The following is a 25,650-nucleotide window of genomic DNA, read 5'->3' on the forward strand; positions in this document are numbered from 1 at the left end:
ATCTTTAATTTACCTGTCTGAATAGCCTGCGGATTTATCCACAGGAATAAATGTTTGAATAATAATTGCAATTCCCATTACTAACGCACACCCTAATAAGTTAAGCCATAAATATGGCAACCAATCAAGTAAAAATACAGTAATAATTAATGCTTGTGTAATTAATGCTGCTACAAAAACAGCATTTCCTCTAACAAATTTAACAAAAAACGCCAACAAGAAAATACCCAAGACATTTCCGTAAAAAATAGACCCAATAATATTTACAAGCTGAATTAAATTATCGAATAAATTAGCCACACAAGCCACCGAAATAGCTATGATTCCCCAAAGTAAAGTAAACCATTTAGAGGCCTTTACATAATGGGCTTCACTTTTGTCTTCTCTTACATTTCGTTTGTATAAATCTATAGCAGTTGTGCTTGCCAACGCGTTTAATTCTGACGCGGTAGAAGACATTGCTGCAGATAAAATTACAGCCAATAATAACCCGATTAATCCTCTTGGTAAGTTGTTTAAAATAAAATGAATAAACACATAATCTTTGTCGTTCGATTCTATTTTTTTAATCGACTTCTCATCAACTTTTTTAATAATTTCTTTTGCCGATTCTTTTAATTCTAAATCTCTTGCATTTAATTCTTGAATTCGTTCTTTTTCTTCAGCCTGAAATCCATCAGAAAACAACAGTCTTTTATCGTTTTCTATAATGGTATGTTCTGCTTCTAGTTCTTGATATTCTGCTAAATATTCAGAGTTATGAACTGCATCATTTGCCGTAGGGCTAAAGTTTAAAGGCGATGCATTAAATTGATAAAAAACAAAAACCATTACCCCAATTAACAGGATAAAGAACTGCATTGGCACCTTTAACAATCCATTAAAAATTAAACCTAATTGACTTTCACGAACCGATTTCCCCGACAAATAACGCTGCACCTGACTTTGGTCTGTTCCAAAATAGGATAACATTAAAAAAGTACCTCCTAAAATACCTGTCCAAACGGTGTATCTATTACTTAAATCGAAAGAAAAATCTAACACGTCCATTTTATTACTTGCACCCGCAATTTCTAATGCGTTGGTGAACGTAATATTCTCCGGAAGCTGACTCATAATCATAAAAAACGCAATTAGCATTCCAATAAAAATGATAATCATTTGTTGTTTTTGCGTTACGTTTACAGCTTTTGTACCTCCAGAAACCGTGTAAATAATCACTAAGAAACCAATGATAATATTTAGCGTTAACAAATCCCAATCTAGTACAGCACTTAAAATAATTGCAGGCGCAAAAATGGTAATTCCTGCGGCCAATCCACGCTGAACTAGAAACAAAATTGCAGCTAAACTCCTTGTCTTTAAATCGAATCTTCCTTCTAAAAACTCGTAGGCTGTATAGACTTTTAATTTGTGATAAATCGGTATAAAAACCACGCAAATAATAATCATTGCAATGGGCAATCCGAAGTAAAACTGTACAAACCCCATACCACTATGAAACGCTTGCCCTGGTGTAGATAAAAACGTAATTGCACTCGCTTGTGTTGCCATAACAGACAAACCAATCGTCCACCATTTAGAGTCACTTCCACCCTTTATATAATCGGTAACATTGTCATTTTTACGCGTAACATACGTACCATAAGCCACAATAAAAATAAGCGTTACAGACAGAATAATCCAATCTATATAATGTAATTTACTTTCAATTTCCATAGACTAAACCGTAAAATAATTTGAAATAAAATAAAACGCAATAATGTAAATTACATTGGCAATTAAAACCATTGAATATTCTTTTTTCCAAATGTATTTCTGTCCTTTCATTTTATCTTGTTTTTATTAGAAGCTATTTCCTGCTTTCCACTATATCTTTTTTTCGTCCCTCAAAAAAGGATGCCGTTTCAATCAAGGCTAAACTGGTTTGCCAACTCACCATCAGTTCTATCAGAATCACGCACTAAATAAACCTCTCAACTGTGCTCTAGGAACACCTTATAATTCACCCTACAACTCAGTACTCCAACACCTTTGTAACTTTGCCCCTTTAAACCTTTGAAACTTTGTTACCTCACCACTATGAAACCTACTTAGAAACCTCTTTTCCTACAGACAACATATTTGCAAATAATTTGTACGCACCAGAAACACCAGCAAGCAATTCTCTAAAGAAACTTAAACCTGTATACATATAATTTCCTTTCCCATATTTTGCAATTAGCAAGCTACCCAATTTCATGTTTTCTCCTTTATCATGCATCGATAAAACAGGAACATAAGCTTCGTGCCACATATTAGGAAAATACAAACCACGTTCTTGCACCCAACCATTAAAATCGTCGTTAGTAATTTTATTAGGAAAATTCATTAAAGGATTGTCTTCTGCCAAGATTAAAACATCTGCAGACTCATCTGTTACTCTATCTCTAGACAATTGTAAAGGATAAGGTGCTGCAACATCTACATTTCTATTAGTATTATACTGCACAATCATGTTTCCTCCTTTTGCAACATATTCTAACAAGAATTTTTGTTTAAACTTTAGTTCATCAACCACATTATAAGCTCTAATACCTAAAACAATAGCATCATATTTTAATAAATTTTCGCCATTAATATCAATAGGTTTTATCAACTCTACTTTATAACCAATCTGACGTAAACTTTCTGGAACCGCATCTCCTGCTCCTTTTATATAACCAATTATATTTCCTACTTTTTTAATATTTAAACGAACAACTTTTGCTTCAGAATTTAATAAAACACTTTGTTTAGGAATATGGTTGTAATTAATTTCTACTAATTCTTTCGTATAACTCTTTCCTTTAGAAACCGCAATAACTTCTAATTGTCCTTCAGATGGATCTTTAGGTGGAGTTACTAAAAATGAAACCATTTGTAAATCTTCCTTTTGCTCAATATTAAAATTAATTTCTGTAGGAGTTACAGTCCAATTTTCAGGAACTTTTAAACTCACCTTTCCTTGTACAAAACTGATACCTGCTCTAATTTCTACATTGATATTTTTAGGTATGCTATCAGAAAAAACAAGTACTTTGTTTTTAATTCTTGTAGTTACTTCTGGTAAAACCTCATAAGGCTCATAAATTTCTCCTTTATCTCTTTCTGCATATCTTCTTACAATGTTTTTAGTAAAGGTTATGGGAATAAAATCTATAATTAATTTATAGGTTATTTTAGAAATACTTGGTGTTTCTGGCAACCCAATTAATTCTTGATTGTCTACGGTGTACATACCTAAACTAGGTTCTTTACGCAACCAATAAGGATCTGTGTACGTGTCTGTTTTTAAAGTAACTGTTTCTTTAAATGTAAATTTCTTATTCTTTGTTAAATTAAATCCTTTAAAAATCTCAACGCTATCCAATTCAGAAACAATAGATGTTAATTGCATGTTTACATCACTTCTATTTAAGACTTCAAAATTGATATCAATTTTAGAGTTTGGGGTCCCAGAAGAACTGTTTGCAGAAGCTTCTATATACAAACCTGCACAAGCTTCAATAATTTCTTTAATTTGCTTTTCTTTAATTGTTTTCCAATGATTGTCTTCTAAATCGCTCATCATGCTATACGCTAACATTAATTTAGATAAGTGTTTAGACGGATTTACAAAATCGAAATTATCTTCAACATCCTTTAAAATTTTTCCAATGGAAGCTCCATTTTTTAAACGACTCCAAGTAGTATTAATTCCAGAAAAAATATCACTATCTACTTTTAAAGAATCTCCTTTTAAAAACTCCACATACTCTTTTTGAGATCCTCTGGTTGTTAAACGCCCAAAACCTTGACTTAAATGTTGGCTACTAGCTATAGATGCAATCTCGTTATTAGATAGGCCCTTTAAAGCATAATACTCACCAACATCAACAGACATTAAATCTTTTGCTGCTTCATTAAATGCTGCCTGACTTTTAAAAGAATACGTAGAAATATTATGAAACAAACGTTTTGGTTGCCAAGTTTTGGTATATTTTAATTGATCTGTATATTTTGTAGAATCTCCCACCATATCAAATGCTTCTACACTTAACATTGCCGAACTTGTATGATGCCCGTGTGTTGTACCTGGCGTTCTATGATCGAATCTATTAATAATTACATCTGGCTTAAAAGTTCTAATTGCCCAAACAACATCACTTAAAACAGCTTCTTTATTCCAGATTTTTAACGTTTCATCTGGGTGTTTAGAAAATCCAAAATCATTGGCCCTTGTAAATAGTTGCTCTCCACCATCAATGCGTCTTGCCGCTAATAATTCTTGTGTTCTAATAACTCCTAATAATTCTCTAAGTTCTGAGCCAATTAAATTCTGACCTCCATCTCCTCTTGTTAAAGACAAATAACCAGTTCTTGCTTTTACATTATTTGATAAATAAGAGATTAAGCGCGTGTTTTCATCATCTGGATGCGCAGCAATATAGAGCGCAGTTCCTAGAAAATTCAGTTTCTGAATTTTCTCGTAAATCTGATTTGAGGTTAATTTTTGAGGTTTTTGTGCAAATACTGAAATAGAAATCAGTAAAAAAGCTAGTGTAGAAAGTAAAAATTTCTTCATATTTAGATATTGGTCAATTGTTGTACGGTAGCACGCAGGTGAAACTTAATAGAAATCTCTTATCTGCGCACGAGGAGACAATCTTAAAAAAAGATTGATGTAAAAACAAATGTAGTTTTTTATGAGGGTTTTTAAAATTTGTTAACATAATTATAACGTTTCTAATTTCATTAACAAAATGCTCATAACCTGTTAATAAATTAATTTTCAGAATCACTTAATAAGGTTATATTTGTAAGACTAATTAAGATAAAAAATCAATGAAATTTATTGTATCGAGTTCGCAATTATTAAAACAATTACAAGTTTTAGGCGGCGTTATAAATAGCAACAATACCTTACCAATTTTAGATAACTTTTTGTTTGAATTATCTGAAAACCAATTAAAAGTTTCTGCATCAGATTTAGAAACAACTATGAGTTCTGTAATAGATGTAGAAAGTGATAGTTCTGGTTCTATAGCTGTTTCTGCACGTTTATTATTAGATACCTTAAAGACGTTTCCAGACCAACCTTTAACGTTTAAAACGGAAGGTGACAATGCAATTGAAATTAGTTCTGATCAAGGTAAATATGACATGGCTTATTTTGGTGGAGATGAATTCCCTAAAGCGGTTTCTTTACCATCACCAAGTAAAACAGTGGTTCCTGCAAGTATTTTAGGAACTGCAATTTCTAAAACAATATTTGCTGCCGGAAACGACGATTTACGCCCAGTAATGAGTGGAGTGTTTTTTCAATTTAGTTCACAAAGCTTAACTTTTGTTGCAACGGATGCTCATAAATTAGTAAAATACACTAGAACGGATGTTACTGCAGATCAAACTGCAGAATTCATTATGCCAAAGAAACCTTTAAATTTATTAAAAGGAATTTTAGGTGGTTCTGAAAGTGATGTTACTATTGAATATAATGACGCAAATGCAAAATTCACGTTTGATAACGTAGTTTTAGTATGTCGTTTAATTGATGGAAAATATCCAAACTACGAAGCAGTTATTCCTAAAGAGAATCCAAATAAATTAACAGTAGACAGAGCTTCTTTCTTAAACTCTGTAAGACGTGTTTCTATTTTCTCTAGTAAAACAACACACCAGATTCGTTTAAAAATGGCGGGTACAGAATTAAATATTTCTGCAGAAGATTTAGATTTTTCTAACAAAGCAGACGAACGTTTAAGCTGTGATTACCAAGGTGATGATATGCAAATTGGGTTTAACTCTCGTTTTTTAAGCGAAATGTTAAACAATTTAAGTTCTAACGATGTTTTAATTGAAATGTCTTTACCAAACAGAGCAGGTATTTTAACGCCTATTGATGGAACAGACGAAGGTGAACAAGTTACTATGTTGGTAATGCCAGTAATGTTGAATAGTTAAGACACACCTTTTTTTATTACAAAAAAATATCTTTCTTGTACAAACAAGAATCTATAATATTTAAGACCACAATTGATTAAAAATTAATTGTGGTTTTTTCTTTACATTTACCTTATGAATTTCCTAGCACATTTATATTTATCACAAAACGACACCAATATTATGATTGGTAATTTTATTGCAGATCATATTAGAGGTAATAATTACGAAGGTTTTTCTAAAGAAATTCAGCAAGGTATTTTCTTACATAGAGAAATAGACACGTTTACAGACGCACATAAAATTGTAAGAAAAAGCAAACGACGTTTGCACGAACGATACAGACATTACGATGGTGTAATTATCGATATCTTTTATGATTATTTCTTAGCAAAGAATTGGTCCGATTATTCAGACGTTCCTCTAGAGGTTTACACAGATGGCATCAATAAAATGTTTGGTAAAATAGCTAACGAATTGCCTATAAAATCTCAAAACTTTATTAAATATATGATTGAATATAACATTCTATTCAATTATCAGAATAAAGAAGGAATCGCAAAGGTTTTAAACGGAATGAATACCAGAACAAAAGGAAAATCTCAAATGAATTTAGCTATCGAAGATTTAAATCTTTTAGAAGATGAACTTCAAGAAGATTTTACCTTATTTTTTAAAGATTTAATTGAGCATACAAATCATAAGTTTAAAGAAATAACTAGCGTTTCTAATACAAATGAAATTCAAGAGTAATATTTGTTGAATACATTTTGCATAACTAATACGAAGAATTTTTAAATTGAAGTATCATTCCTTCTAAAAAAAATCAAAGCAGAGAGCCGATTAAAAAGACCATCTAAATAAAAATTAAAGAACTTAATACCAACCTTATGAAAAAAACAATTTTACTTTTAAGTCTTTCACTTTTAATGATAAACTGTAAAACAGCACCTGAAAAAGAGCATACTACAGGTTTAATCACTCAAAAAGCAATGGTTGTTTCTGCAAGAATTGAAGCTTCTAAAATTGGCTCTGATATTCTTAAAAAAGGCGGTAATGCTTTTGATGCAATGGCGGCAACAGATTTAGCTTTGGCAGTTGCATACCCATTTGCAGGAAACCTTGGTGGTGGTGGTTTTATGGTCTACCGAAAAGCTGATGGAGAAATTGGCGCTTTAGATTATAGAGAAAAAGCCCCGTTAGCTTCCAGCAGAGATATGTATTTAGATAATGAAGGTAATGTTGTAAATGAAAAAAGCACTTTAGGTGCGATGGCTGTAGGAGTTCCAGGAACATTAGCAGGTATTTTTACTGCTCATAAAAAGTTTGGGACAATGCCAATGTCAGAAATTTTAAAGCCTGTTATCGCATTAGCTAAACGAGGTGTGGTTGTAACTAAAAAGCAAGAAGATAGAATCAAAAATTATCAATCTTTATTTTTAAAAGCAAATAAAGATTCCATTCCTTTTAATAAAAACTGGAAAGAAAATGACACTATTAAATATCCTGCGTTAGCAGAAACGTTAATCCGTATTCAACAAAATGGATTGGATGAGTTTTACAAAGGGGAAACTGCTCAAAAAATAGTCGATTTTATTCAAGCCAATGGAGGAATCATCACGTTAGAAGATTTAGCAAAATATGAAGCTAAATGGAGAACTCCAGTTACTTTTACCTATGATGATTTAAAAGTTATTTCGATGTCTCCTCCATCTAGCGGTGGTATTGCATTAGCACAAATAATGAAAGCCATTGAGCCTTTTGATGTAGATAAATTTGGACATAACACTACAAAATCTATTCAAGTTATTACAGAAGCAGAAAGACGTGCGTATGCAGATAGAAGCTTCTTTTTAGGAGATCCAGATTTTGTTACCGTACCACAACAAAAATTAATTTCTAAAGCATATGCAACAGAAAGAATGTCTGATTTTTCCTTTGAAAAAGCAACAAAATCAGCTGATGTTTCTCATGGACATATAGAAATTATAGAAAGTGATGAAACTACCCATTATTCAATTGTAGATCAATTTGGAAATGCAGTTTCTGTAACTACAACCTTAAACGGTGCTTATGGATCTAAATTATATTCACCTGAATTAGGTTTCTTTTTCAATAATGAAATGGACGATTTTAGCAGCAAACCTGGTGTGCCAAATATGTTTGGTTTAATTGGTGCAAAAGCAAATGAAATTCATCCCGAAAAAAGAATGTTGAGTTCTATGACACCAACTATTGTAGAAAAAAATGGCCAACTTTTTATGGTAGTCGGAACTCCTGGTGGATCTACCATTATAACGTCTGTTTTACAAACGATCCTAAATGTTCATGAATATAAAATGGGGATGCAAGAAGCCGTAAATGCTGCAAGATTTCACCACCAATGGTTACCAGATGTAGTTAAAATGGAACCGAACAGTTTTGACAAACAAGTAACCTCAGAATTAAAAGACCTTGGATACACCATTGATGAAACTACTTCTAGAATTATCGGTAAAGTTTCAGCAATTTTAGTGTTACCCGACGCGACCTTAGAAGGTGGAGCAGACAAACGTGGAGATGACACTGCTGTAGGATTTTAATTGACAGTTAGCAGTTAGCAGTTAGCAGTTAGCAGTTAGCAAAAATAAAAATATTGAGACTAAAGAAATTGTCGACAAAATAATAAATCAACAAAACTTTTAAACGTATGCAAGTACAACCATTTCACTTAGCGATTCCTGTTCAAGACTTAGAAAAATGCAGAACCTTTTACAGAGATATTTTAAATTGTGAAGAAGGCAGAAGTACAGAACAATGGGTAGATTTTAATTTCTTCGGACATCAATTGGTAATTCACCAAAAAGAGGAATATGTACCAACAGAAGCTGTTACAAACCCTGTTGATGGTCATGATGTTCCAGTTCCGCATTTTGTTTGGAGTTGTTTTAACTTGGGAAGATTGGCATTCTTTAGCAGAGCGTTTAAAATCTGTTAACACAAAATTTGAAATTGCTCCTTGTATTCGTTTTCAAGGAAAAGTTGGTGAACAAGCAACCATGTTTTTTAAATACCCAGAAAATAATGCTTTAGAGTTTAAAGCTTTTCAAGATATGAATCAATTATTTGCTAAATAAAGCAATTAGTAGAAATTCATGATTGCATAAAAATTAAAAATCCCAACTACATTTTGAATAATACGTATTTGGGATTTTTATTTATAAAAAAGTAGCTATAAAATAGTGTGAAAGTTTAAGAACTTACTTTTTCTATTAATACAGCTACTTCAACAAAACAACACATTTAATTTTAAGCTTCTTTAAATTCATTTTTGATTTGTTTTATCCAGGATTTTAAACGATCATCGGTTAATTGAGATTCATTATCATGATCTAATGCTAAACCATAAAACAGATCTTCGTTGTCTTCAATAATGGCAACAGATTCTGTATAACGATAACCTTCTGTAGGCCAATAACCAACTACTTTACCTCCATTTTCTATAATTACTTTAGCAAGTATTCCGATACCGTCTACAAAATATTCTGCATAGCCAATTTGATCTCCCAAACCATAAATAGCTACTGTTTTACCTGTAAAATTAATTGTTTTAAAATCATCAAAAAAATCTTCCCAATCGCTCTGTAAATCTCCATCATACCAAGTTGACAAACCTATTATGATCGTTTTATATTTATTAAAATCACAAATAGAAACATACCCAATTTCAGATAACTCTAAATTTCCATCTTCCCAATATTCTTCAAAATATTTTGTAATTTCATCTGTTACACCAGTATCGGAACCATAAAACAACCCTATTTTTTCTAATTCTCCCACTTTTATCAATTTAAGTACAATGCAAAAATACACTTATTTTTATTTATTCTAAATAAAAATAAGTGTATTTTTGACAAAAAATAAAATGTTTTATCTACAAACCATTTATCATAACAATATTGGTGCTACTTATTTTTTTAAAGATAATTTAGACCCTGATTTAAGTATGAATAAAATTCAGATAATAATAGGAGATATCGCTTTAATATTAGAAGATAATGAGATTTTTTCTTTTTTGGAGGTCATAGAATCGGTGAAAATGGCTTGTAAATGTGATGATTGTAATGAACTCAAACAAATAACCTGCAATACAAGTTATACAAAACTTATTTTTAAATCAACAAGAAAAAATATAAATGAGTTAGAAGATCTTATAAAAGGCACTATTTTTGAAATTCAATTAAACTCTTTAATTAATTAAAATAAGATAATGCATATATCAGAAACTCATATTGTAGATAAGTTAGAAAAACCAATTCGTTTTCAAGAATATAGCGTTGGTATTTTTAACACAATCCCCACAAAATCTGGTATTAAAAAAGCTATTAAAAAGGGACTTATTTTTATTGATGGAAGTTTAGCAACCACATCCAAATACATTTCTGGAGGAGAAAAAATAGAACTATTTGAATCTGAAAACTCATCTACATTTGAAAGGTTAGAACTAGATATTAAAGTTTTATTTGAAGACGAAACTTTAGCCATCGTTTACAAACCTGCAGGTATTTTAGTGAGTGGTAATAAGTTTGTGACCATTGCAAATGGATTGGCACAAAACCTTAAAAAAAGTACTTTAGCTGATGCTGTAAAACCACAACCAATTCATCGGTTAGATTATCCTACAAGCGGACTCTTATTAGTAGGTAAAACAAGCACAGCAATTACAGCATTAGGAAAACTATTTAAAGAGAAAAAAGTTCAAAAGACCTATTTTACCGTTACTATTGGTAAAATGAACTCAGAAGGAACGATAAAACTTCCTATTGATGAAAAGGAATCTGAAACAGATTTTCAAGTTTTACAATCTGTAATTTCAGAACGTTTTGAGTATTTAAACTTGGTGAAATTATCACCAAAAACAGGAAGAAAACACCAACTTAGAAAACATTTATTTTCTATAGGAAATCCTATTTTAGGTGATAAAGAATACTTTTTAGAAGGTAAAGTTTTAAACGGAAAAGGCTTGTATTTACATGCAGCAACTTTAAATTTTATGCATCCTTTTACAAAAACACCTATTTCTATATCAAAAGAACTTCCAAAGAAATTTAAAAAAATATTTAATGAACTATCGTTTTAAAAATCTCATTAACTTTTAATAAAGCCAACACATAGTTTCTTCATTCTAAAAAGATTAATTTAGCCACTTATTATAAAATCACAAAATGAAGAAGCTTTTTAAATTTCTTGGAATTATTTTATTACTAATAATTGTATCGGCAGGAATCTATTATTTTGCTACAAACGAACCTCTACCGGAAGGAAAACAAGGTAAAGAAGCCGATGCTTTGGCAAATAAAATGTTAAAAGCATTAAATATTGATGCCTACAAAGACACAGAAATACTAGAATGGAGTTTTAGAAATGAACATCATTATAGATGGATTAAAAGATCGAATGTTGTTGTTGTAAAATGGGATGAAAATACCGTTCATTTATTTTTAAATGAACCGCAAAAAAGCCTTGTGGACGTTAAAGGAATTGAGGTTAAAAATCCTGATCCAAAAATTATAAAACAGGCACAAGACTTTTTTAATAACGATTCTTTTTGGTTAGTAGCTCCTTACAAAGTTTTTGATGCAGGAACAGAAAGACGCCTAGTAAAGTATAATGATAAAGATGCCTTATTAATTACGTACACTTCCGGAGGCTCTACCCCTGGAGATTCTTATCTATGGTTTTTAGATGAAAACTATTTACCAACTTCTTTCAAAATGTGGACTTCAATAATTCCTATTGGTGGTGTTTCTGCCACTTGGTCTGATTTAAAAGACACCAAAACAGGAATCAAATTACCAACTAAACACAAACTTTCTTTATTTGGTTTAGAAATAGACATGGGAGAAGTAACATCGGAAAATAGTAAAGCAGATATTCTTGCTAATAATATTTTAAAAGCGATAAAACATAAAGCTTACAAAAACACTCGTTTTATAGAATGGAGCTTTGGAGGAAAAAGACATTTTAAATGGGACAAAGAAAAACATATTGTAGACGTTTCTTGGGATAGCATTCGTGTACATTTATATCCTAGAAATAAAGAAAATAGCACCGTTTTTATCAACGAAAATAAACAAGAAATTGCAAATACTAAAATTGTAAAAAAAGCTTGGGATATTTTTAATAATGACTCTTTTTGGTTAGTTGCTCCTCATAAATTATTTGATAATGGAACTATTAGAACTATTCAAAAAGTAGATGACAAAGATGCTTTATTAGTAAAATATACCACTGGTGGTACAACTCCAGGAGACTCTTATCTTTGGTTTGTAGATGAAAACTACATTCCTAAAAGCTATAAAATGTTTGTACCAAGCATGAATATGAACGGGGTTTCTGCTACTTGGCAAGATTGGGTTACCACAAAAAGTGGTACATTATTGCCTACAAATCATATTTTTGAAAATGATAGAAATTTAAGTATGGGTGCTGTAAAAGGATATAATTAATGAAATCTAAAATAATTGCCAACGGAATTTTAAGGGCTATAGGAATACTATTAGGAATTTTTCTTCTTGGCTATTTCTTATACACCATTCAATCTGTAATTATCTATATTATAATTGCAGGTATTTTATCATTGGTTGCAAGACCCATCATTATTTTTCTTAGAACAAAATTAAAGTTTCCTAACACCCTTGCTGTTGTATTTACCATGATTTTTATGTTAAGCCTATTAACAGGGTTAATTGTAATGTTTATCCCTTTAATTACAGAGCAAGGTCAAAATTTATCTTTGTTAGAAGTAGATAAATTAGAATCAAATATTCAAGAAATTTTCAATCAAATAACAAGCTATTTTTCTTCTAGAGGAATAGATGTTTTAGGAGAATTAAAAAATCTAGATTTTATTTCTCAATTTAAAGAAATTCCAGATTTATTAAATGCCGTTTTAGGCGCTGTAGGTTCTATAAGTGTTGGGTTATTTTCTGTTTTATTTATCTCTTTCTTTTTTATGAAAGATAGTCAATTGCTTAAAAATGGCGTGATGGCAATAGTCCCAGAAGGCAATGAAAGCAGATTCTCTAAATCTTTAGATACCATTAATAATTTACTGTCTAGATATTTTATCGGACTAATTTCTCAAATTACAATCCTCTTTATCATATACACAATTATCTTACTAATTTTTGGAATTGATAATGCAGTAGTCATTGCTTTTTTATGTGCTTTGTTAAACCTAATTCCGTATGTTGGACCATTAATTGGCGCTGTAATTATGTTTATTTTATCGATGACAAGTAATATTGGACTCGATTTTCAATCGGAAATTTTACCAACGACCATGTATGTAATGATCGGTTATTTAATAGCGCAATTAATTGATAATTTTGCGAGTCAGCCAATCATATTTTCTAAGACAACAAAATCTCATCCGTTAGAAATTTTCTTAATAATAATTATTGGAGGCCTCCTTTTTGGTGTTGTAGGTATGATTACTGCTGTACCTTTATACACTGCGTTAAAAGTAATTTTAAAAGAGTTTTTATCTGATAATAAAATAGTAAAATCATTAACTAAAGACCTCTAATTTCTTTTGAATAAAGCCATTTTAAGTCCAGAAATTCAGCAATTTATTACTGATAATTTAAAATCAAACATTACAAAACTGATTTTAAAAGGAAGTCCATTTAAAAATGTTTCTGTACAAGAATTAGCCAATCAAATTGTGGCTAAACAAAAATCTGAACACAAACTTAAAAGCTGGTTTTCTACAGAAAATATTTATTATCCGCCTAAAATAAGTATAGAACAAACCTCTTCAGAAATTACGGCTGCTTATAAAAGCAAGCTAGTTTCAGGCAATTCAATTATAGACATTACAGGAGGTTTTGGAGTAGATTGTTATTATTTTTCAAAACAATTTAAAGAAGTTATTCATTGTGAAATTAATGAAGATCTATCTGAAATTGTAAAACACAATTATCAGAAACTACAAGTAAAAAATATAACTACATTTTCGGGTGATGGACTTGAATATCTAAAAAATAACAAAGAAAATTTTGATTGTATTTACATAGATCCTTCAAGAAGAAATGATCTAAAAGGAAAGGTCTTCTTACTAAATGACTGTTTGCCGAATGTACCCGAAAACATCGATTTACTTTTTACAAAAACCAATCAAATACTCATTAAAAATTCACCTATTTTAGATATTACAAGCACAATAAATGAATTAAAATTTGTAAAAGAAATTCATATTATTGCGGTGAATAATGAAGTGAAAGAATTATTATTTTTATTGGAAAAAGAGTACAGTGATCCAATAAAAATTAAAACCGTAAATATTGGTAAAAAAGAAATACAAACTTTTAACTTTAATTATAAAGAAGCAGTAAATTCTGAATATTCTGACCCACGCTCCTATTTATACGAACCCAATGCTGCTATTTTAAAATCTGGAGGTTTTCATGAAATTTCACAACAATTAAAGGTTTTTAAATTACAACAACATTCTCATTTATATACTTCTGATGAAATCATTGATTTTCCTGGAAGGACATTCAAAATAGAGAATGTTTTAAGTTACGATAAAAAGAAACTTAAAAAATTAGTTGTAGAAAATAAAGCAAATATTACCACAAGAAATTTTCCAAAAACGGTAGCTCAAATCAGAAAAGAAACCAAAATTAAAGACGGCGGAAATTCATACCTATTTTTCACCACACACAATACCAATGATTATATTGTTATTAGCTGTAAGAAGAAAACAGATTAAAATCAAACTAAACAACTAAATGTTAATAAATTAACCTAATTATTTAACATTTTATTAACTTTTTTCATTAAATTTACAAATGCTTTAAGTGTTTTTTGATTAGGGGCTTAAAACACTTAAATAAAAAGTCTCGAATTCACTTTCGAGACTTTTGTTTTTTTACACTACTTTTTTCAGTAATTTTGTAAGGAAAGCTTAACTTTCTAAACATGCAAACAAGCACTTATCAAGCACTAAAAATTAATCAAAATACACAGACTTCAATTCAGGATGTTTTGGTTGTAGAAGCTGCTTTACAAATTAACATTAATGACGAACCTTATACTGTGGTTATGAGAACACCAGATAATGACAAAGCATTAATAAGAGGATTGCTTTTTGCTGAAGATATTTATAAAAGTGACAAAACTTTAATTTTTGAAGTAATTGAAGAAGACAATGAAATTCCGACTATTGTAAACGTTACTATTTCTAAAGAGCTATTAGGTAAAGGATATTTAAATAAAAGAACATTACTGTCTGTTTCTTCTTGCGGAATTTGTGGAAAAAAAGAGCTAAAAGATATTAATGTTGAAGGCGAAAAACTAACTCAAACAACTACTTTTTCTAGTGCTGTTTTACATGAAATGTTTTTAAAAATGAATAGTTTTCAGCATACCTTTAAAAACTCTGGTGGTAGTCATGCAGCAGCACTTTTTAATAAAAATCATGAATTTTTAACCGTTAAAGAAGATATTGGTAGACATAATGCTGTAGATAAAGTAATTGGCGACTTGTTGATAAAAGACTATTTAAAGCATGCTAAATACTTACTGGTAAGCGGACGCGTTTCTTACGAAATTGTTTCGAAAGCATTTATTGCAAAGATACCAATTATAGTAGCAGTTTCTGCCTGTTCTTCTTTAGCCGTAGATTTTGCAAAAGAATTTGGTATTTGCTTAATAGGTTTTACAAGAGAACAAAAAATGACCATTTATTCTAATCCATCATTTGTTAAAACAACAAAAAGCGATGTCTAAAAAAATAAAAGAACAACCGCCGGAAAAACGAACAGGAATTCAATTAACAGACGTTCCTAAATCTGCAGTTGGTGTTAAAGCAATTGTTTCTGCATTAACGCATATTAAGAATGAAGTTGGTGTTGTAAAAGGAATTAAATTATTGTCAAAATTAAATCAAAAAGATGGTTTTGATTGCCCAGGTTGCGCATGGCCAGATCCTGATGAGAAAAGAGCTTTTTTAGCTGAGTATTGTGAGAATGGCGCCAAAGCAGTTGCAGAAGAAGCTACTAAAAACAAAGTTTCTCCTATATTCTTTGCAACACATTCTGTACAAGAGCTATCAGAATTTTCTGATTACGAAATTGGTAAAAGTGGACGAATTACAGACCCAATGTATTTGCCAGAAGGCGCAACGCATTACGAAGAAATTTCTTGGAAAAATGCTTTTAAAATGATTGGTGAAGAATTAAATTCTTTAGACTCTCCTAACGAAGCTATCTTTTATACTTCTGGAAGAACTAGTAATGAAGCAGCTTTTTTATATCAATTATTTGTCCGCCAGTTTGGTACAAATAACTTACCAGATTGCTCTAATATGTGTCATGAATCTAGTGGAGTTGCACTTTCACAAACACTCGGCATAGGAAAAGGTTCTGTTACCTTAGACGATTTTAATCACGCTGATTTAGTAATTGTTATGGGGCAAAACCCAGGAACAAATCACCCAAGAATGTTAACAGCTTTAGGGGAAACAAAAAAACAAGGTGGAAAGATAATTACCATAAACCCACTTCCTGAAGTAGGTTTAATGAATTATAAAGACCCACAAAATCCATTAAAATGGGTTGGATCTGGTCAAGATTTAACTGATTTATTTTTACCCGTAAAAATAAATGGTGATGTTGCTTTGTTAAAAATCATCTTAAAGTTAATGAAAGAAAAAGAAGATGCTGAGCCAAATAGTGTTTTTGATCATCAATTTATAAAAGAAAAAACAGCGGGTTTAGAAGCTCTTTTAAAAGATTTAGACACCTATTCTATAGCCGAGTTATTACCGCAAACAGGACTAACTTTAGATCAAATTAAAGAAACTACAGCACTCATTATCAACAATAAAAATATTATTATTTGTTGGGCAATGGGTTTAACACAGCATAAAAATGGGGTTGATAATATCCGTGAAATTGTAAACATTCTATTATTAAAAGGAAGTATTGGTAAAAAAGGAGCAGGTACTTGTCCTGTTCGTGGACACTCAAATGTACAAGGTGATAGAACTATGGGGATTTGGGAAAGACCACCCACTTCATTTCTAGACAATTTAGAAAAAGAATTTAAGTTTAAAGCACCAAGAAAATTTGGTTTCGACGTGGTAGAAGCCATTGACGCTATGCATAAAAAAGAAGCCAAAGTATTTTTTGGAATGGGTGGGAATTTTATTTCCGCAACACCAGATACTGTTTTTACTGCAAAAGCTTTACAAAACTGCAGCTTAACAGTACAAGTATCAACCAAATTGAATCGCAGTCATTTAATTACAGGTAAAAAAGCATTAATCTTACCATGTTTAGGCAGAACAGAAAAAGACTTTCAAACAAAAGGAGAGCAATTTGTATCTATAGAAAATTCTATGGGAGTTGTACAACAATCTCATGGTACATTGCAACCTTGTTCTAAAAATTTATTAAGTGAAGCTGCAATTGTAGCAGGAGTTGCAAATGCAACAATAAAAAATACAACTACAAATTGGACGGAACTAATTTCTGATTATGATAATATTCGTGATAAAATTGAAGTAACTATTCCTGGTTTTAGTGATTTTAATAAACGTGTAAGAATTAAAGGCGGATTCTACTTACCAAATAATGCACGTGAAAATGATTTTACTCCAACAAAAACTGGTAAAGCAAATTTTAGTATCAATAAACCTTCCGAAATTGAATTAAAGAAAAATCAATTTATGATGATGACCATTAGAACTCATGATCAATACAACACCACTATTTATGGTTTAGACGACAGGTACAGAGGTGTTTTAAATGAAAGAAGAGTTATTTTTATGAATGAAGATGATATGAAATCTTTACATTTAGAAAAATTAGATTTGGTAGATTTAACAAGTCATTTTAATGATGAAGAAAGAGAAGCTAAAGGATTTTTAGTGATTCCTTATAGTATACCTAAACAATGTACAGCTACTTATTTTCCGGAAGCAAATGTATTAGTCCCTTTAAAAAGTAAGGCAGATATTAGCAATACACCTACTTCTAAAACAGTAATTATTACCATCAAAAAAAGATAAAAATTACCTTATGAAAAAGATTACTTTTTTACTTATACTTCTTATTTCAAATCAACTATTATTTTCTCAGTCAGAAAATATTCCGAAGAAAATTATACAAAAAGGATTTGCCAAAATAGATTTCCTTTCCATAGATATGCCTATCACAGAGACAACTCCACTAAATTTTAATGAGCCAAACATGGGATTTACCGGGATTCATTATAATTTATTATTAGGTGAGGAATTCTATACAGGTGTTGGACTTTATGGTTCTGTTTCCGGTATTAGAGGCGGATTTTTTACATTGGGAGTAAATGCAGGTCTTAAAAAATATTTTTCTAATAAATTATATGTAGATACCGGCTTTCACTTTGGTGGCGGTGGTGGTGCAGGTGCTCCAGATGGTGGTGGTGCTTTTATATTACCTCATTTGAATTTAGGTTATGACTTTAAAGATTTTTCAATAAATGGAGGTTGGAGTTATGTTAACTTTTTTGATGGTGGAGAAATTAAAGGGCATCAACTAAATGTTGCTTTAGAAATTCCTTTAGATTTTGAATATGCAGATTATAAATCGGCAGAAAAAGAAATAGATTTAGAACAGTTTAAAAATACAAGTTGGAATCAAAATCCCAAAAGAAATTCATTAATGGTTCACTTTAATAACTTAAAAGTTTTAAGTACGGCTAGATCTACAGATGATAAAATTTTAGAAGGTAAAACCATAAAATTAGCCGGATTTGAATACACTTCTTATTTAAACAAAAATTGGTTTACATTTTTAAAAGTAGATGGTGCTTACGATGGTATTAGAGCAGGTTATATGGATGTACTTTTAGGTGGAGGATATCATTTATCAATGAACAGAAACAGAACCAACATTTTAGCCAAATTTGGTATTGGTGCAGGTGGCGGTGGCGGTGTAGATAGTAAAGGTGGATTCTTATTATATCCTGATTTATCTATAGAACAACAATTATTTAAGGACATTTATGTTTCTGTTAATAAGGGATATTTATTAACTCCGAATAAGGATTTTTACACCTCTACTTTTGGGGTGGGAATTAAATATTATATAGAGAGAAATGGTAGCAAAACAGAGAACACTTCTTTTTCACAAGGAAAATTTAAAGGTTTAGAGGTAATTGTAAAACAAGACATGTACTTTAATGCAAAAAGAATGGAAGATCCAACGGAACATATGCATCAGATTTCTTTGCAAGTAAATTTAGATTTAAATAAAAATGTATATGTTGCTGGTCAAACTTCTTTTGCAAACTTTGGTAATGCAGGTGCTTATGCAGAAGGTTTAGTTGGTGCAGGTTTAAAAACGAATCCTTTATTTAATAATTCTACTTCTTTATTTATACAAGTTTTAGGAGGTGCCGCAGGTGGAGGAAATATAAGTACAGGACAAGGATTTATTATTAAACCAAGTTTAGGATTCGATTATGAGCTTTCTAAAACCTTAAATTTAAGAGCTGCTGCTGGTTATGTAAAAGCAAAAGGAGGAGAACTAAGCAGCCCGTTTATCAACCTCGGTTTAAAGTATAACATCTCTTTTTTTAAGTTGAAATAATATCGTAAAGACCTTGCATTGCAAGGTCTCTCTCTTGGAAACATTGCATTGTCTCCTTGATTAAAAACAAATTAAACATCAATCAAAAAAATTGGACAAATTTAAAAATAAATACCGCGTTTCCTCTACCCGTTTGCAATCTTGGGACTACAGGAACAATGGTGCATATTTTATAACAATTTGTACCGCCAATCGAAAACATTTATTTGGTGAAATTGTAAAAAAATTGCCCAGCAATTTACCTACAATGCAATTGAATGAAATAGGAAAATTGGCAGAAAAATATTGGATGGAAATTCCTGAACATTTTCCATTTGTGGAACTGGGTAATTTTGTGATAATGCCCAATCATACCCATGGAATTCTAATTATTGACAAACAAATTATTGACAAACAAATTGAAACGTTGCAGTGCAACGTTTCTACGGGGGATAAAAATATTGGTGCCAAAAACGAACAAATGGCAAAAATTTCACCAAAACCAGGTTCTATTTCTACCATTATACGATCTTATAAATCTGTTGTGTCAAAAAATGCCCGAAAAATTGACCCATATTTTGGTTGGCAATCTCGTTTTCATGATCATATTATTCGTAATAATATCTCTTTTAATAACATTCAGAATTACATTACAAACAACCCTTTAATGTGGAATGAGGATAAATTTTATAAATAATTTAATCGTCAAACACGTTAGTTGCATTGCTAACTAAATATTTTCTTTTAAATAATTTACAACAAAATCAATTTCTTGTTTTGTAGTGTATTTAGAAAAAGAAAAACGAACCGAAGTTTTATCTGCATCAGTATCATTTAAAATCTCTCTTAAAACGTGTGAACCTTTATTGCTACCACTTTGGCAAGCACTTCCTCCTGAAATAGCTATTCCTGCCATATCTAAACTAAATAAAAGCATGTCGTTGGTAAAAGGAAAACGTACATTTAAAATGGTGTAACTACTTTTTTCTATGTCTGATGAAAGTCCGTTAAACTCAATGTCTTTTGAAAATCCTTTTAATTCTGAAATAAAGTATTCTTTTAACTCCCCTATTTCTTTTTGATCTTTTTCAAGATTAGAAACAGCTAACTCCAATGCTTTTTCCATGCCCAAAATAGCATGAACATTTTCTGTACTAGACCTTGCTCCCATTTCTTGTTCGCCACCATGAAGCATCGGTAAAATTCCAAATCCTTTTCTAAAAAAGGCAAACCCTACTCCTTTTGGTCCATGGAACTTGTGTGCACTAGCTACCATAAAATCTAATGGTGTTTTTTGTAAATCAATATTATAATGACCTATTGCTTGTACGGTATCCGAATGAAGTAATGCATTATTCTTTTTACAAATTTCGGTGACTTCATCAATATCTAAAATGTTACCAATTTCATTATTAACCAACATTAAACTAACCAATGTCTTGTCTTTTGATGCTGATAAAAGTTGCTCTAAATGAACAGTATCAATAGTTCCAAATTCATTAAGATTTACATACTCTACAAGTATGTTATGTGTTTTTTCTAAATGATAACACGTATGTAAAACGGCATGATGTTCTATTTTTGTAGTAATAATTCTTTTTACGCCGAGATTAAAAACAGCATTGTGTAAAATTAAATTATCTGCTTCTGTACCACCTGCAGTAAAAATAATTTCGTTCGCCGTTACATTAAAATGCTTTGCAATATTTTTTCTTGCAGTTTCTACAGCCGATTTTGCTTTTCTACCAAATTGATGAATAGAGGATGGATTACCATAATTATTTTTCATAGACGTATGCATTACATCTATAACTTGGTCATCTATTTGAGTGGTTGCTGCGTTATCTAAATAAACGGTTTTCATAACTTAAAATTAAATAGGGTTTTGAAAAATATAAACTTCTGTAGCACCTAAGCCATATTTCTTGTAAGAAGCGTCATAAAACTTAACTGGGTATTTATTTAATAATCTTAAAAGTTCAGATCTTAAAACACCTTCTCCAACTCCATGTATAAAAACAACTTTAGCAATTCTTTTAGCTATGGCAAACTCAATTTTACTTTTTGCGGTATCTAATTGTAGGTTTAACATATCGTAATTATCCATGTTTCTTGTAGACTTAGTCAGTTTACTAATATGTAAATCGACTTCTAAAATCACTTCTTTCTTTTCTTTTTTAAATAAACTTTTCTTTGGTTTATTTTGTGCAATCTTCTCTTTTAAGATCGAATTATTAATATCACTAAACTTAGATAATTCATGTTGTTCAACATCAATCTTTACTAATTCTGATGCATTGAATTTAAAAATCATACCATCGGTAGTTTCTACAGAAATATCATCACCATTAATCCCGATGACTTTTCCTTTTAGAACATCATCTAAAACAGCTACTTTATTTCCAATTTTTAAACTCATTCTTTATTTTGACTTAATTTTATTATCGCTTTTTTCAGAAAGTATATTTGTTGCAAAAATAACAAGATGAAAAAGGTTTCTCTCTAAAATAGGTATAAATTCTGATTATTTAAAATAGTATCAATATCCCACTTTAAAAAAAAAGCTATACAAAAGACTTTTGTTTGTCAATCTGAATTTATTTCAGATTCTTGTAACTACTAAAATTTAATGCGTTAAGATACTGATACAAGATCATTATATCAGCAGTTCTTCATAGTAAGCAATAGATTCTTTTTTTATAAATTTTTTAATTTATCCCCAAAAAGTAATAATAGTATAATTGGAATTCCTAATGAGATTACTAAGATTTTATTTGTTTCAAATAAAGACGGATTTAGCAACAATGTTATTGCAAAACCACCAATAGCTCCACCTAAATGTGCAGAATGCCCAACATTACCCAACTGCTTTTTCATTCCGTAAATTGAATACAATAAATACCCAACTCCAAAAATATAACCAGGAATTGGAATTGGAATAAAAAACAAATACAATTCCATTGCAGGATATAAAAGTATCGAAGCATACACAATACCAGAAACGGCTCCAGAAGCTCCTACAGCACTATAATAAGGTTCATTTTTATGATATTTTAGTGAATACAAACTGCCCGCTAATAAACTCCCGAAATAGATCATTAAAAAATTTGGTATCCCTAAAATATGAGCTACAATATCTCCAAAAAGATATAAAGCATACATATTAAAACCTAAATGTATCCAGTCTACATGTAAAAAACCAGAGGTAAGTGTTCTTATTTTTTCTCCAGATAAAACTTTACCTACTTGAAACTTATATTTATCTAAAAAAGAATAATCCTTAAACCCTTTCATAGAAACCAAAACATTGGCAATAATCAGTATTAATACTGCTTGATTTATATTGTTCATCATAAAGCAAAATTACTGAAATCTGATTTACTAATGCTACTTCATTTTAAATATATATCGGATATTTGTACTCAAAATAATACTCCATGCATTTAATTGTTTTTAGTCTTATATACCCGTTTATTTGGTTAATATCTAAACTTCCTATGAAGGTATTATACATCATTTCAGATGGATTATACTTATTAAATTACTACATTATTGGCTATAGAAAAGAGGTAGTTTTAGAGAACTTAAAATTAGCTTTTCCAGAGAAAGAAGAAGAAGAACTTAAAAAAATTCAAAAAGGTTTTCTTAAACATTTAACAGATTTTATTGTAGAAAGTATAAAGACCTTTACAATTTCTGAAAAAGAAATTTCTAAAAGAATTACATATAAAAATATTGATTTATTAAAAGAGGTTGCTAAAAATGGAAAAAGTATTTCTTTAGTAGGAATTCATCAAGCAAATTGGGAGTGGCTTACCGGTTTACCTTTACAAATTAAAAAACCAGATTTCTATGCTGCATATACCAAAGTACAAAATAAACACTTTGAAAAAGTAATTAAAATGTCTCGTTCAAAGTTTGGTGGAACCTTATATAGAACTTCAGACACGATAAGAAATCTTCATAGAAATTTTGTAAATAAAAAACAGGGTATTTATATTTTATTAAGCGATCAATCTCCACAAATAAAGAATACCCATTATTGGGCAGAATTTATGGGAGTAAAAGTACCTATTCACACAGGTGCAGAAACTTTGTCTAAAAGATATGACATGTCTTTTGTATATTGGACAACAAGAAAAATTAAAAGAGGTTATTATGAAGTTGAATTTGAATTGATAACAGAAAACCCAAAAGAATATAAAGATTACCAACTTACAGATAAATTTTTAGAAATAACGGAAAGAAATATAAGAAACCAGCCTGAAGTGTACTTATGGTCTCACAAACGTTTTAAACATAGAGATAAAGTTCCGCCATCTACATCATAAATAATAAAAATATGCAGTTTTTAAGTTTTGCATTTACCTATCCCTTAATTATACTACTCTCTATTTTACCTATGAGAGTTTTATATATTATTTCAGATTTTTTCTTCTTTCTAGTATATTATGTCTTTCGTTACAGAAAAAAGGTAGTTTTGGCAAACTTACATCTTGCTTTCCCTGAAAAATCGGAGAATGAAATAAAATTAATTTCTAAAAAATTCTTTAAACATTTTACAGACTTAGTTGTAGAAAGCGTTAAATACTTTTCTATTAGTGAGAAAGAGATTAAAAAACGTTATAAGTATCTAAATCCTGAATTAGTAGATAATTATAACAAAAAGAAAAGAGGTATTATAATTGTTGGTGCACACCAGGCAAACTGGGAATGGTCTACAAGTATGCCACTTGCTTTAGAAACAACTATTTTAGGTGCATACTCTAAAATACAAAACAAGTATTACGAAAAAGCTATTAAAAAAAGTAGAAAGCGATTTGGAATTGATGGTTATAAAACCTCTGAAACAATTCTTAATATTCAAAAAAATATTGATAATAACCTACAAGCTGCTTATATTTTACTAAGTGATCAATCTCCACAACCGCATAAAACGTATTATTGGAGCGAGTTTTTTGGTGTAAAAGTACCAATACATACGGGTGCAGAAATGCTTGCAAAAAATTTCGACTTTGTTGTAGTTAACTATGTAGCAAGAAAAGTAAAAAGAGGTTATTATGAAGTTGAATTTCAATTAATAACTGAAACCCCTAAAGATTTTGATGATTATAAAATTACAGATAAATATACCAAAATAACAGAAGAAAATATAAGACAACAACCAGAATTATATTTATGGTCTCACAAACGTTTTAAACATAAAGACAAAGTGCCAAAAGAATTTTTATAATCCTTTTGGCACTTTTAGTAGATTTTTTTTTCTTTTACAAATTAAATCTTCCACCAATTAAAATATTTCTTTGGAAAAAAGTAAAACTTTGAGAAGCTCCATCATTTGGATTATAAGTTGTTTGAACATCTGGCATATAAATATAACCAAACTTTAAATCTGATTGAATATAGAAGTATTTAAAGAATGTAAAATCTAGTCCAACAACAGCGGAAGTACCATAACCTGCAATATGAAACTCATCATGTCTTTCTTGATTAAACAAAGTTACATCTGTTCTAGGATATAAAATCCCTGCTCCTAAACCTTCCGTAAGGTTTATTTGAAAGTTTTTATGGTTTAGACCTATTAAATGACCAATTTCATCAAATCTTCTAAACTCAACATTTACATAATTTAAACCATCGGTATGTTCTAGTTGTAAAAAATCTTCAGATAATATTTGATTATCATTATTATAAACACCATCAAATGGCGTTCCTGCATTTATGTGTCCATCAATTTTAACAGTTTGATCTGCAACCATTACATATTTCATATGGTCTACTCCAATAGAAATAGTATAATTTTCTTTTAAAAAATATCCTATTCTATAATTGTTTTGAGGAATGGTAATTCTACCCGGATTTAAATAATCGTTAAAACTAAATGGCGTTTGCCTGTCTTTTGCTTTTACATTGCGTAAAGTAAAATCATAACTACCATTATCTCCAGTAAAGTGAATATCAGAATCAGAATAATTAGCCCTGTTCCATCCCCAATAAAAAAAGAATTTTCCCTTATTGGTAATCTTATCTACACTTTTTAAATTATCAATATTCTCTGTGCTATTTTCTTGTGAAAAAGAGCAGATACTCATTAATAAAAATGAAC

21 protein-coding genes and 1 pseudogene are annotated in these 25,650 nt (G+C 30.2%); 15 read left to right on the forward strand and 7 right to left on the reverse strand.

The features are described 5' to 3' along the window. Positions 1-9 precede the first annotated feature (9 nt). Positions 10-1,719: a sodium:solute symporter gene (locus KV700_RS05805; protein ID WP_218599486.1), complete on the reverse strand. Its 1,710-nt coding sequence runs from the start codon at positions 1,717-1,719 to the stop codon at positions 10-12. Positions 1,720-2,089: 370 nt separating this feature from the next. After that, on the reverse strand, positions 2,090-4,585 hold the full coding sequence (locus KV700_RS05810; RefSeq protein WP_218599487.1) for a PIG-L family deacetylase: 2,496 nt from the start codon (positions 4,583-4,585) through the stop codon (positions 2,090-2,092). 260 nt (positions 4,586-4,845) lie between these two features. Between KV700_RS05810 and dnaN the strand changes: the two genes are divergently transcribed. The 4 genes and pseudogenes from dnaN (at position 4,846) to KV700_RS05830 (ending at position 9,059) form a co-directional block, all read left to right on the forward strand. Continuing rightward, on the forward strand, positions 4,846-5,964 hold the full coding sequence (gene dnaN / locus KV700_RS05815; protein WP_166381672.1) for a DNA polymerase III subunit beta: 1,119 nt from the start codon (positions 4,846-4,848) through the stop codon (positions 5,962-5,964). 162 nt (positions 5,965-6,126) lie between these two features. Continuing rightward, positions 6,127-6,696 carry an ACP phosphodiesterase gene (locus KV700_RS05820; protein WP_166382492.1) on the forward strand — a complete coding sequence of 190 codons (570 nt, stop codon included), beginning with the start codon at positions 6,127-6,129 and terminating at the stop codon, positions 6,694-6,696. Between the two features lie 137 nt (positions 6,697-6,833). Next, on the forward strand, positions 6,834-8,525 hold the full coding sequence (gene ggt, locus KV700_RS05825) for a gamma-glutamyltransferase (RefSeq protein WP_218599488.1): 1,692 nt from the start codon (positions 6,834-6,836) through the stop codon (positions 8,523-8,525). A gap of 107 nt (positions 8,526-8,632) precedes the next feature. Further along, positions 8,633-9,059 (forward strand): annotated as a pseudogene (locus KV700_RS05830) (VOC family protein). Positions 9,060-9,231: 172 nt separating this feature from the next. On the opposite strand, the gene KV700_RS05835 reads toward KV700_RS05830, so the two are convergent. Then, positions 9,232-9,762 carry a flavodoxin gene (locus tag KV700_RS05835; protein WP_218599489.1) on the reverse strand — a complete coding sequence of 177 codons (531 nt, stop codon included), beginning with the start codon at positions 9,760-9,762 and terminating at the stop codon, positions 9,232-9,234. Positions 9,763-9,832: 70 nt separating this feature from the next. Between KV700_RS05835 and KV700_RS05840 the strand changes: the two genes are divergently transcribed. The 9 genes from KV700_RS05840 to KV700_RS05880 all read left to right on the forward strand — a co-directional run bounded on the left by KV700_RS05840 (position 9,833) and on the right by KV700_RS05880 (position 20,241). Next, positions 9,833-10,183, forward strand: coding sequence for a hypothetical protein (locus tag KV700_RS05840; RefSeq protein WP_218599490.1), 351 nt, complete (start codon positions 9,833-9,835; stop codon positions 10,181-10,183). A 9-nt stretch (positions 10,184-10,192) separates the two neighbouring features. Then, on the forward strand, positions 10,193-11,062 hold the full coding sequence (locus KV700_RS05845; protein ID WP_218599491.1) for an RluA family pseudouridine synthase: 870 nt from the start codon (positions 10,193-10,195) through the stop codon (positions 11,060-11,062). A gap of 85 nt (positions 11,063-11,147) precedes the next feature. Continuing rightward, complete coding sequence (locus tag KV700_RS05850) at positions 11,148-12,431, forward strand: hypothetical protein (RefSeq protein ID WP_218599492.1); 1,284 nt, start codon at positions 11,148-11,150, stop codon at positions 12,429-12,431. Beyond that, complete coding sequence (locus tag KV700_RS05855) at positions 12,431-13,513, forward strand: AI-2E family transporter (RefSeq protein ID WP_218599493.1); 1,083 nt, start codon at positions 12,431-12,433, stop codon at positions 13,511-13,513. Before KV700_RS05850 ends, KV700_RS05855 begins: the two co-directional genes overlap by 1 nt. A 6-nt stretch (positions 13,514-13,519) precedes the next feature. Continuing rightward, entirely contained in the window at positions 13,520-14,701 is a 1,182-nt protein-coding gene (locus KV700_RS05860; protein ID WP_218599494.1) for a class I SAM-dependent methyltransferase, read from the forward strand. A 209-nt stretch (positions 14,702-14,910) separates the two neighbouring features. Beyond that, a complete protein-coding gene (gene fdhD / locus KV700_RS05865) occupies positions 14,911-15,720 on the forward strand; it encodes a formate dehydrogenase accessory sulfurtransferase FdhD (RefSeq protein ID WP_218599495.1) in 810 nt (269 codons plus the stop codon). Then, positions 15,713-18,004, forward strand: a complete 2,292-nt coding sequence (locus KV700_RS05870; RefSeq protein WP_218599496.1) for an FdhF/YdeP family oxidoreductase — start codon at positions 15,713-15,715, stop codon at positions 18,002-18,004. The genes fdhD and KV700_RS05870 overlap by 8 nt, the downstream gene beginning before the upstream one ends. Positions 18,005-18,014: 10 nt before the next feature. After that, the gene (locus KV700_RS05875) at positions 18,015-19,565 is read left to right on the forward strand and encodes a hypothetical protein (protein ID WP_218599497.1); all 1,551 of its coding nucleotides are present in this window, start codon (positions 18,015-18,017) and stop codon (positions 19,563-19,565) included. 91 nt (positions 19,566-19,656) lie between these two features. Further along, positions 19,657-20,241, forward strand: a complete 585-nt coding sequence (locus KV700_RS05880) for a transposase (protein WP_218599498.1) — start codon at positions 19,657-19,659, stop codon at positions 20,239-20,241. Between the two features lie 33 nt (positions 20,242-20,274). Here the strand turns inward: KV700_RS05880 and KV700_RS05885 are convergent, their stop codons facing one another. The 3 genes from KV700_RS05885 to KV700_RS05895 all read right to left on the reverse strand — a co-directional run bounded on the left by KV700_RS05885 (position 20,275) and on the right by KV700_RS05895 (position 22,898). After that, entirely contained in the window at positions 20,275-21,408 is a 1,134-nt protein-coding gene (locus tag KV700_RS05885; RefSeq protein ID WP_218599499.1) for a cysteine desulfurase family protein, read from the reverse strand. A 9-nt stretch (positions 21,409-21,417) separates the two neighbouring features. Further along, entirely contained in the window at positions 21,418-21,963 is a 546-nt protein-coding gene (locus KV700_RS05890) for a Smr/MutS family protein (protein ID WP_218599500.1), read from the reverse strand. Positions 21,964-22,241: 278 nt separating this feature from the next. Then, positions 22,242-22,898, reverse strand: coding sequence for a rhomboid family intramembrane serine protease (locus KV700_RS05895; RefSeq protein WP_218599501.1), 657 nt, complete (start codon positions 22,896-22,898; stop codon positions 22,242-22,244). Between the two features lie 83 nt (positions 22,899-22,981). Here KV700_RS05895 and KV700_RS05900 point away from each other — a divergent pair, with 83 nt between their 5' ends. Both KV700_RS05900 and KV700_RS05905 read left to right on the forward strand, forming a co-directional pair. After that, positions 22,982-23,875, forward strand: coding sequence for a lysophospholipid acyltransferase family protein (locus KV700_RS05900; protein WP_218599502.1), 894 nt, complete (start codon positions 22,982-22,984; stop codon positions 23,873-23,875). Between the two features lie 11 nt (positions 23,876-23,886). After that, positions 23,887-24,777, forward strand: coding sequence for a lysophospholipid acyltransferase family protein (locus KV700_RS05905; protein ID WP_218599503.1), 891 nt, complete (start codon positions 23,887-23,889; stop codon positions 24,775-24,777). A gap of 34 nt (positions 24,778-24,811) precedes the next feature. Here the strand turns inward: KV700_RS05905 and KV700_RS05910 are convergent, their stop codons facing one another. Next, positions 24,812-25,636: a hypothetical protein gene (locus KV700_RS05910; RefSeq protein WP_218599825.1), complete on the reverse strand. Its 825-nt coding sequence runs from the start codon at positions 25,634-25,636 to the stop codon at positions 24,812-24,814. Between the last annotated feature and the right edge of the window lie 14 nt (positions 25,637-25,650).

Origin of the sequence: Polaribacter sp. NJDZ03 (assembly GCF_019263805.1) — a bacterium.
GTDB lineage: Bacteria > Bacteroidota > Bacteroidia > Flavobacteriales > Flavobacteriaceae > Polaribacter.

What these genes read in the sequence shown, in the direction of transcription:
- KV700_RS05805 (WP_218599486.1), bottom strand. Translation starts at nt 1,719, where the DNA reads ATGGAAATTGAAAGTAAATTACATTATATAGATTGGATTATTCTGTCT.
- KV700_RS05810 (WP_218599487.1), bottom strand. Translation starts at nt 4,585, where the DNA reads ATGAAGAAATTTTTACTTTCTACACTAGCTTTTTTACTGATTTCTATT.
- dnaN (WP_166381672.1), top strand. Translation starts at nt 4,846, where the DNA reads ATGAAATTTATTGTATCGAGTTCGCAATTATTAAAACAATTACAAGTT.
- KV700_RS05820 (WP_166382492.1), top strand. Translation starts at nt 6,127, where the DNA reads ATGATTGGTAATTTTATTGCAGATCATATTAGAGGTAATAATTACGAA.
- ggt (WP_218599488.1), top strand. Translation starts at nt 6,834, where the DNA reads ATGAAAAAAACAATTTTACTTTTAAGTCTTTCACTTTTAATGATAAAC.
- KV700_RS05845 (WP_218599491.1), top strand. Translation starts at nt 10,193, where the DNA reads ATGCATATATCAGAAACTCATATTGTAGATAAGTTAGAAAAACCAATT.
- KV700_RS05850 (WP_218599492.1), top strand. Translation starts at nt 11,148, where the DNA reads ATGAAGAAGCTTTTTAAATTTCTTGGAATTATTTTATTACTAATAATT.
- KV700_RS05855 (WP_218599493.1), top strand. Translation starts at nt 12,431, where the DNA reads ATGAAATCTAAAATAATTGCCAACGGAATTTTAAGGGCTATAGGAATA.
- fdhD (WP_218599495.1), top strand. Translation starts at nt 14,911, where the DNA reads ATGCAAACAAGCACTTATCAAGCACTAAAAATTAATCAAAATACACAG.
- KV700_RS05870 (WP_218599496.1), top strand. Translation starts at nt 15,713, where the DNA reads ATGTCTAAAAAAATAAAAGAACAACCGCCGGAAAAACGAACAGGAATT.
- KV700_RS05875 (WP_218599497.1), top strand. Translation starts at nt 18,015, where the DNA reads ATGAAAAAGATTACTTTTTTACTTATACTTCTTATTTCAAATCAACTA.
- KV700_RS05885 (WP_218599499.1), bottom strand. Translation starts at nt 21,408, where the DNA reads ATGAAAACCGTTTATTTAGATAACGCAGCAACCACTCAAATAGATGAC.
- KV700_RS05890 (WP_218599500.1), bottom strand. Translation starts at nt 21,963, where the DNA reads ATGAGTTTAAAAATTGGAAATAAAGTAGCTGTTTTAGATGATGTTCTA.
- KV700_RS05895 (WP_218599501.1), bottom strand. Translation starts at nt 22,898, where the DNA reads ATGATGAACAATATAAATCAAGCAGTATTAATACTGATTATTGCCAAT.
- KV700_RS05900 (WP_218599502.1), top strand. Translation starts at nt 22,982, where the DNA reads ATGCATTTAATTGTTTTTAGTCTTATATACCCGTTTATTTGGTTAATA.
- KV700_RS05905 (WP_218599503.1), top strand. Translation starts at nt 23,887, where the DNA reads ATGCAGTTTTTAAGTTTTGCATTTACCTATCCCTTAATTATACTACTC.
- KV700_RS05910 (WP_218599825.1), bottom strand. Translation starts at nt 25,636, where the DNA reads ATGAGTATCTGCTCTTTTTCACAAGAAAATAGCACAGAGAATATTGAT.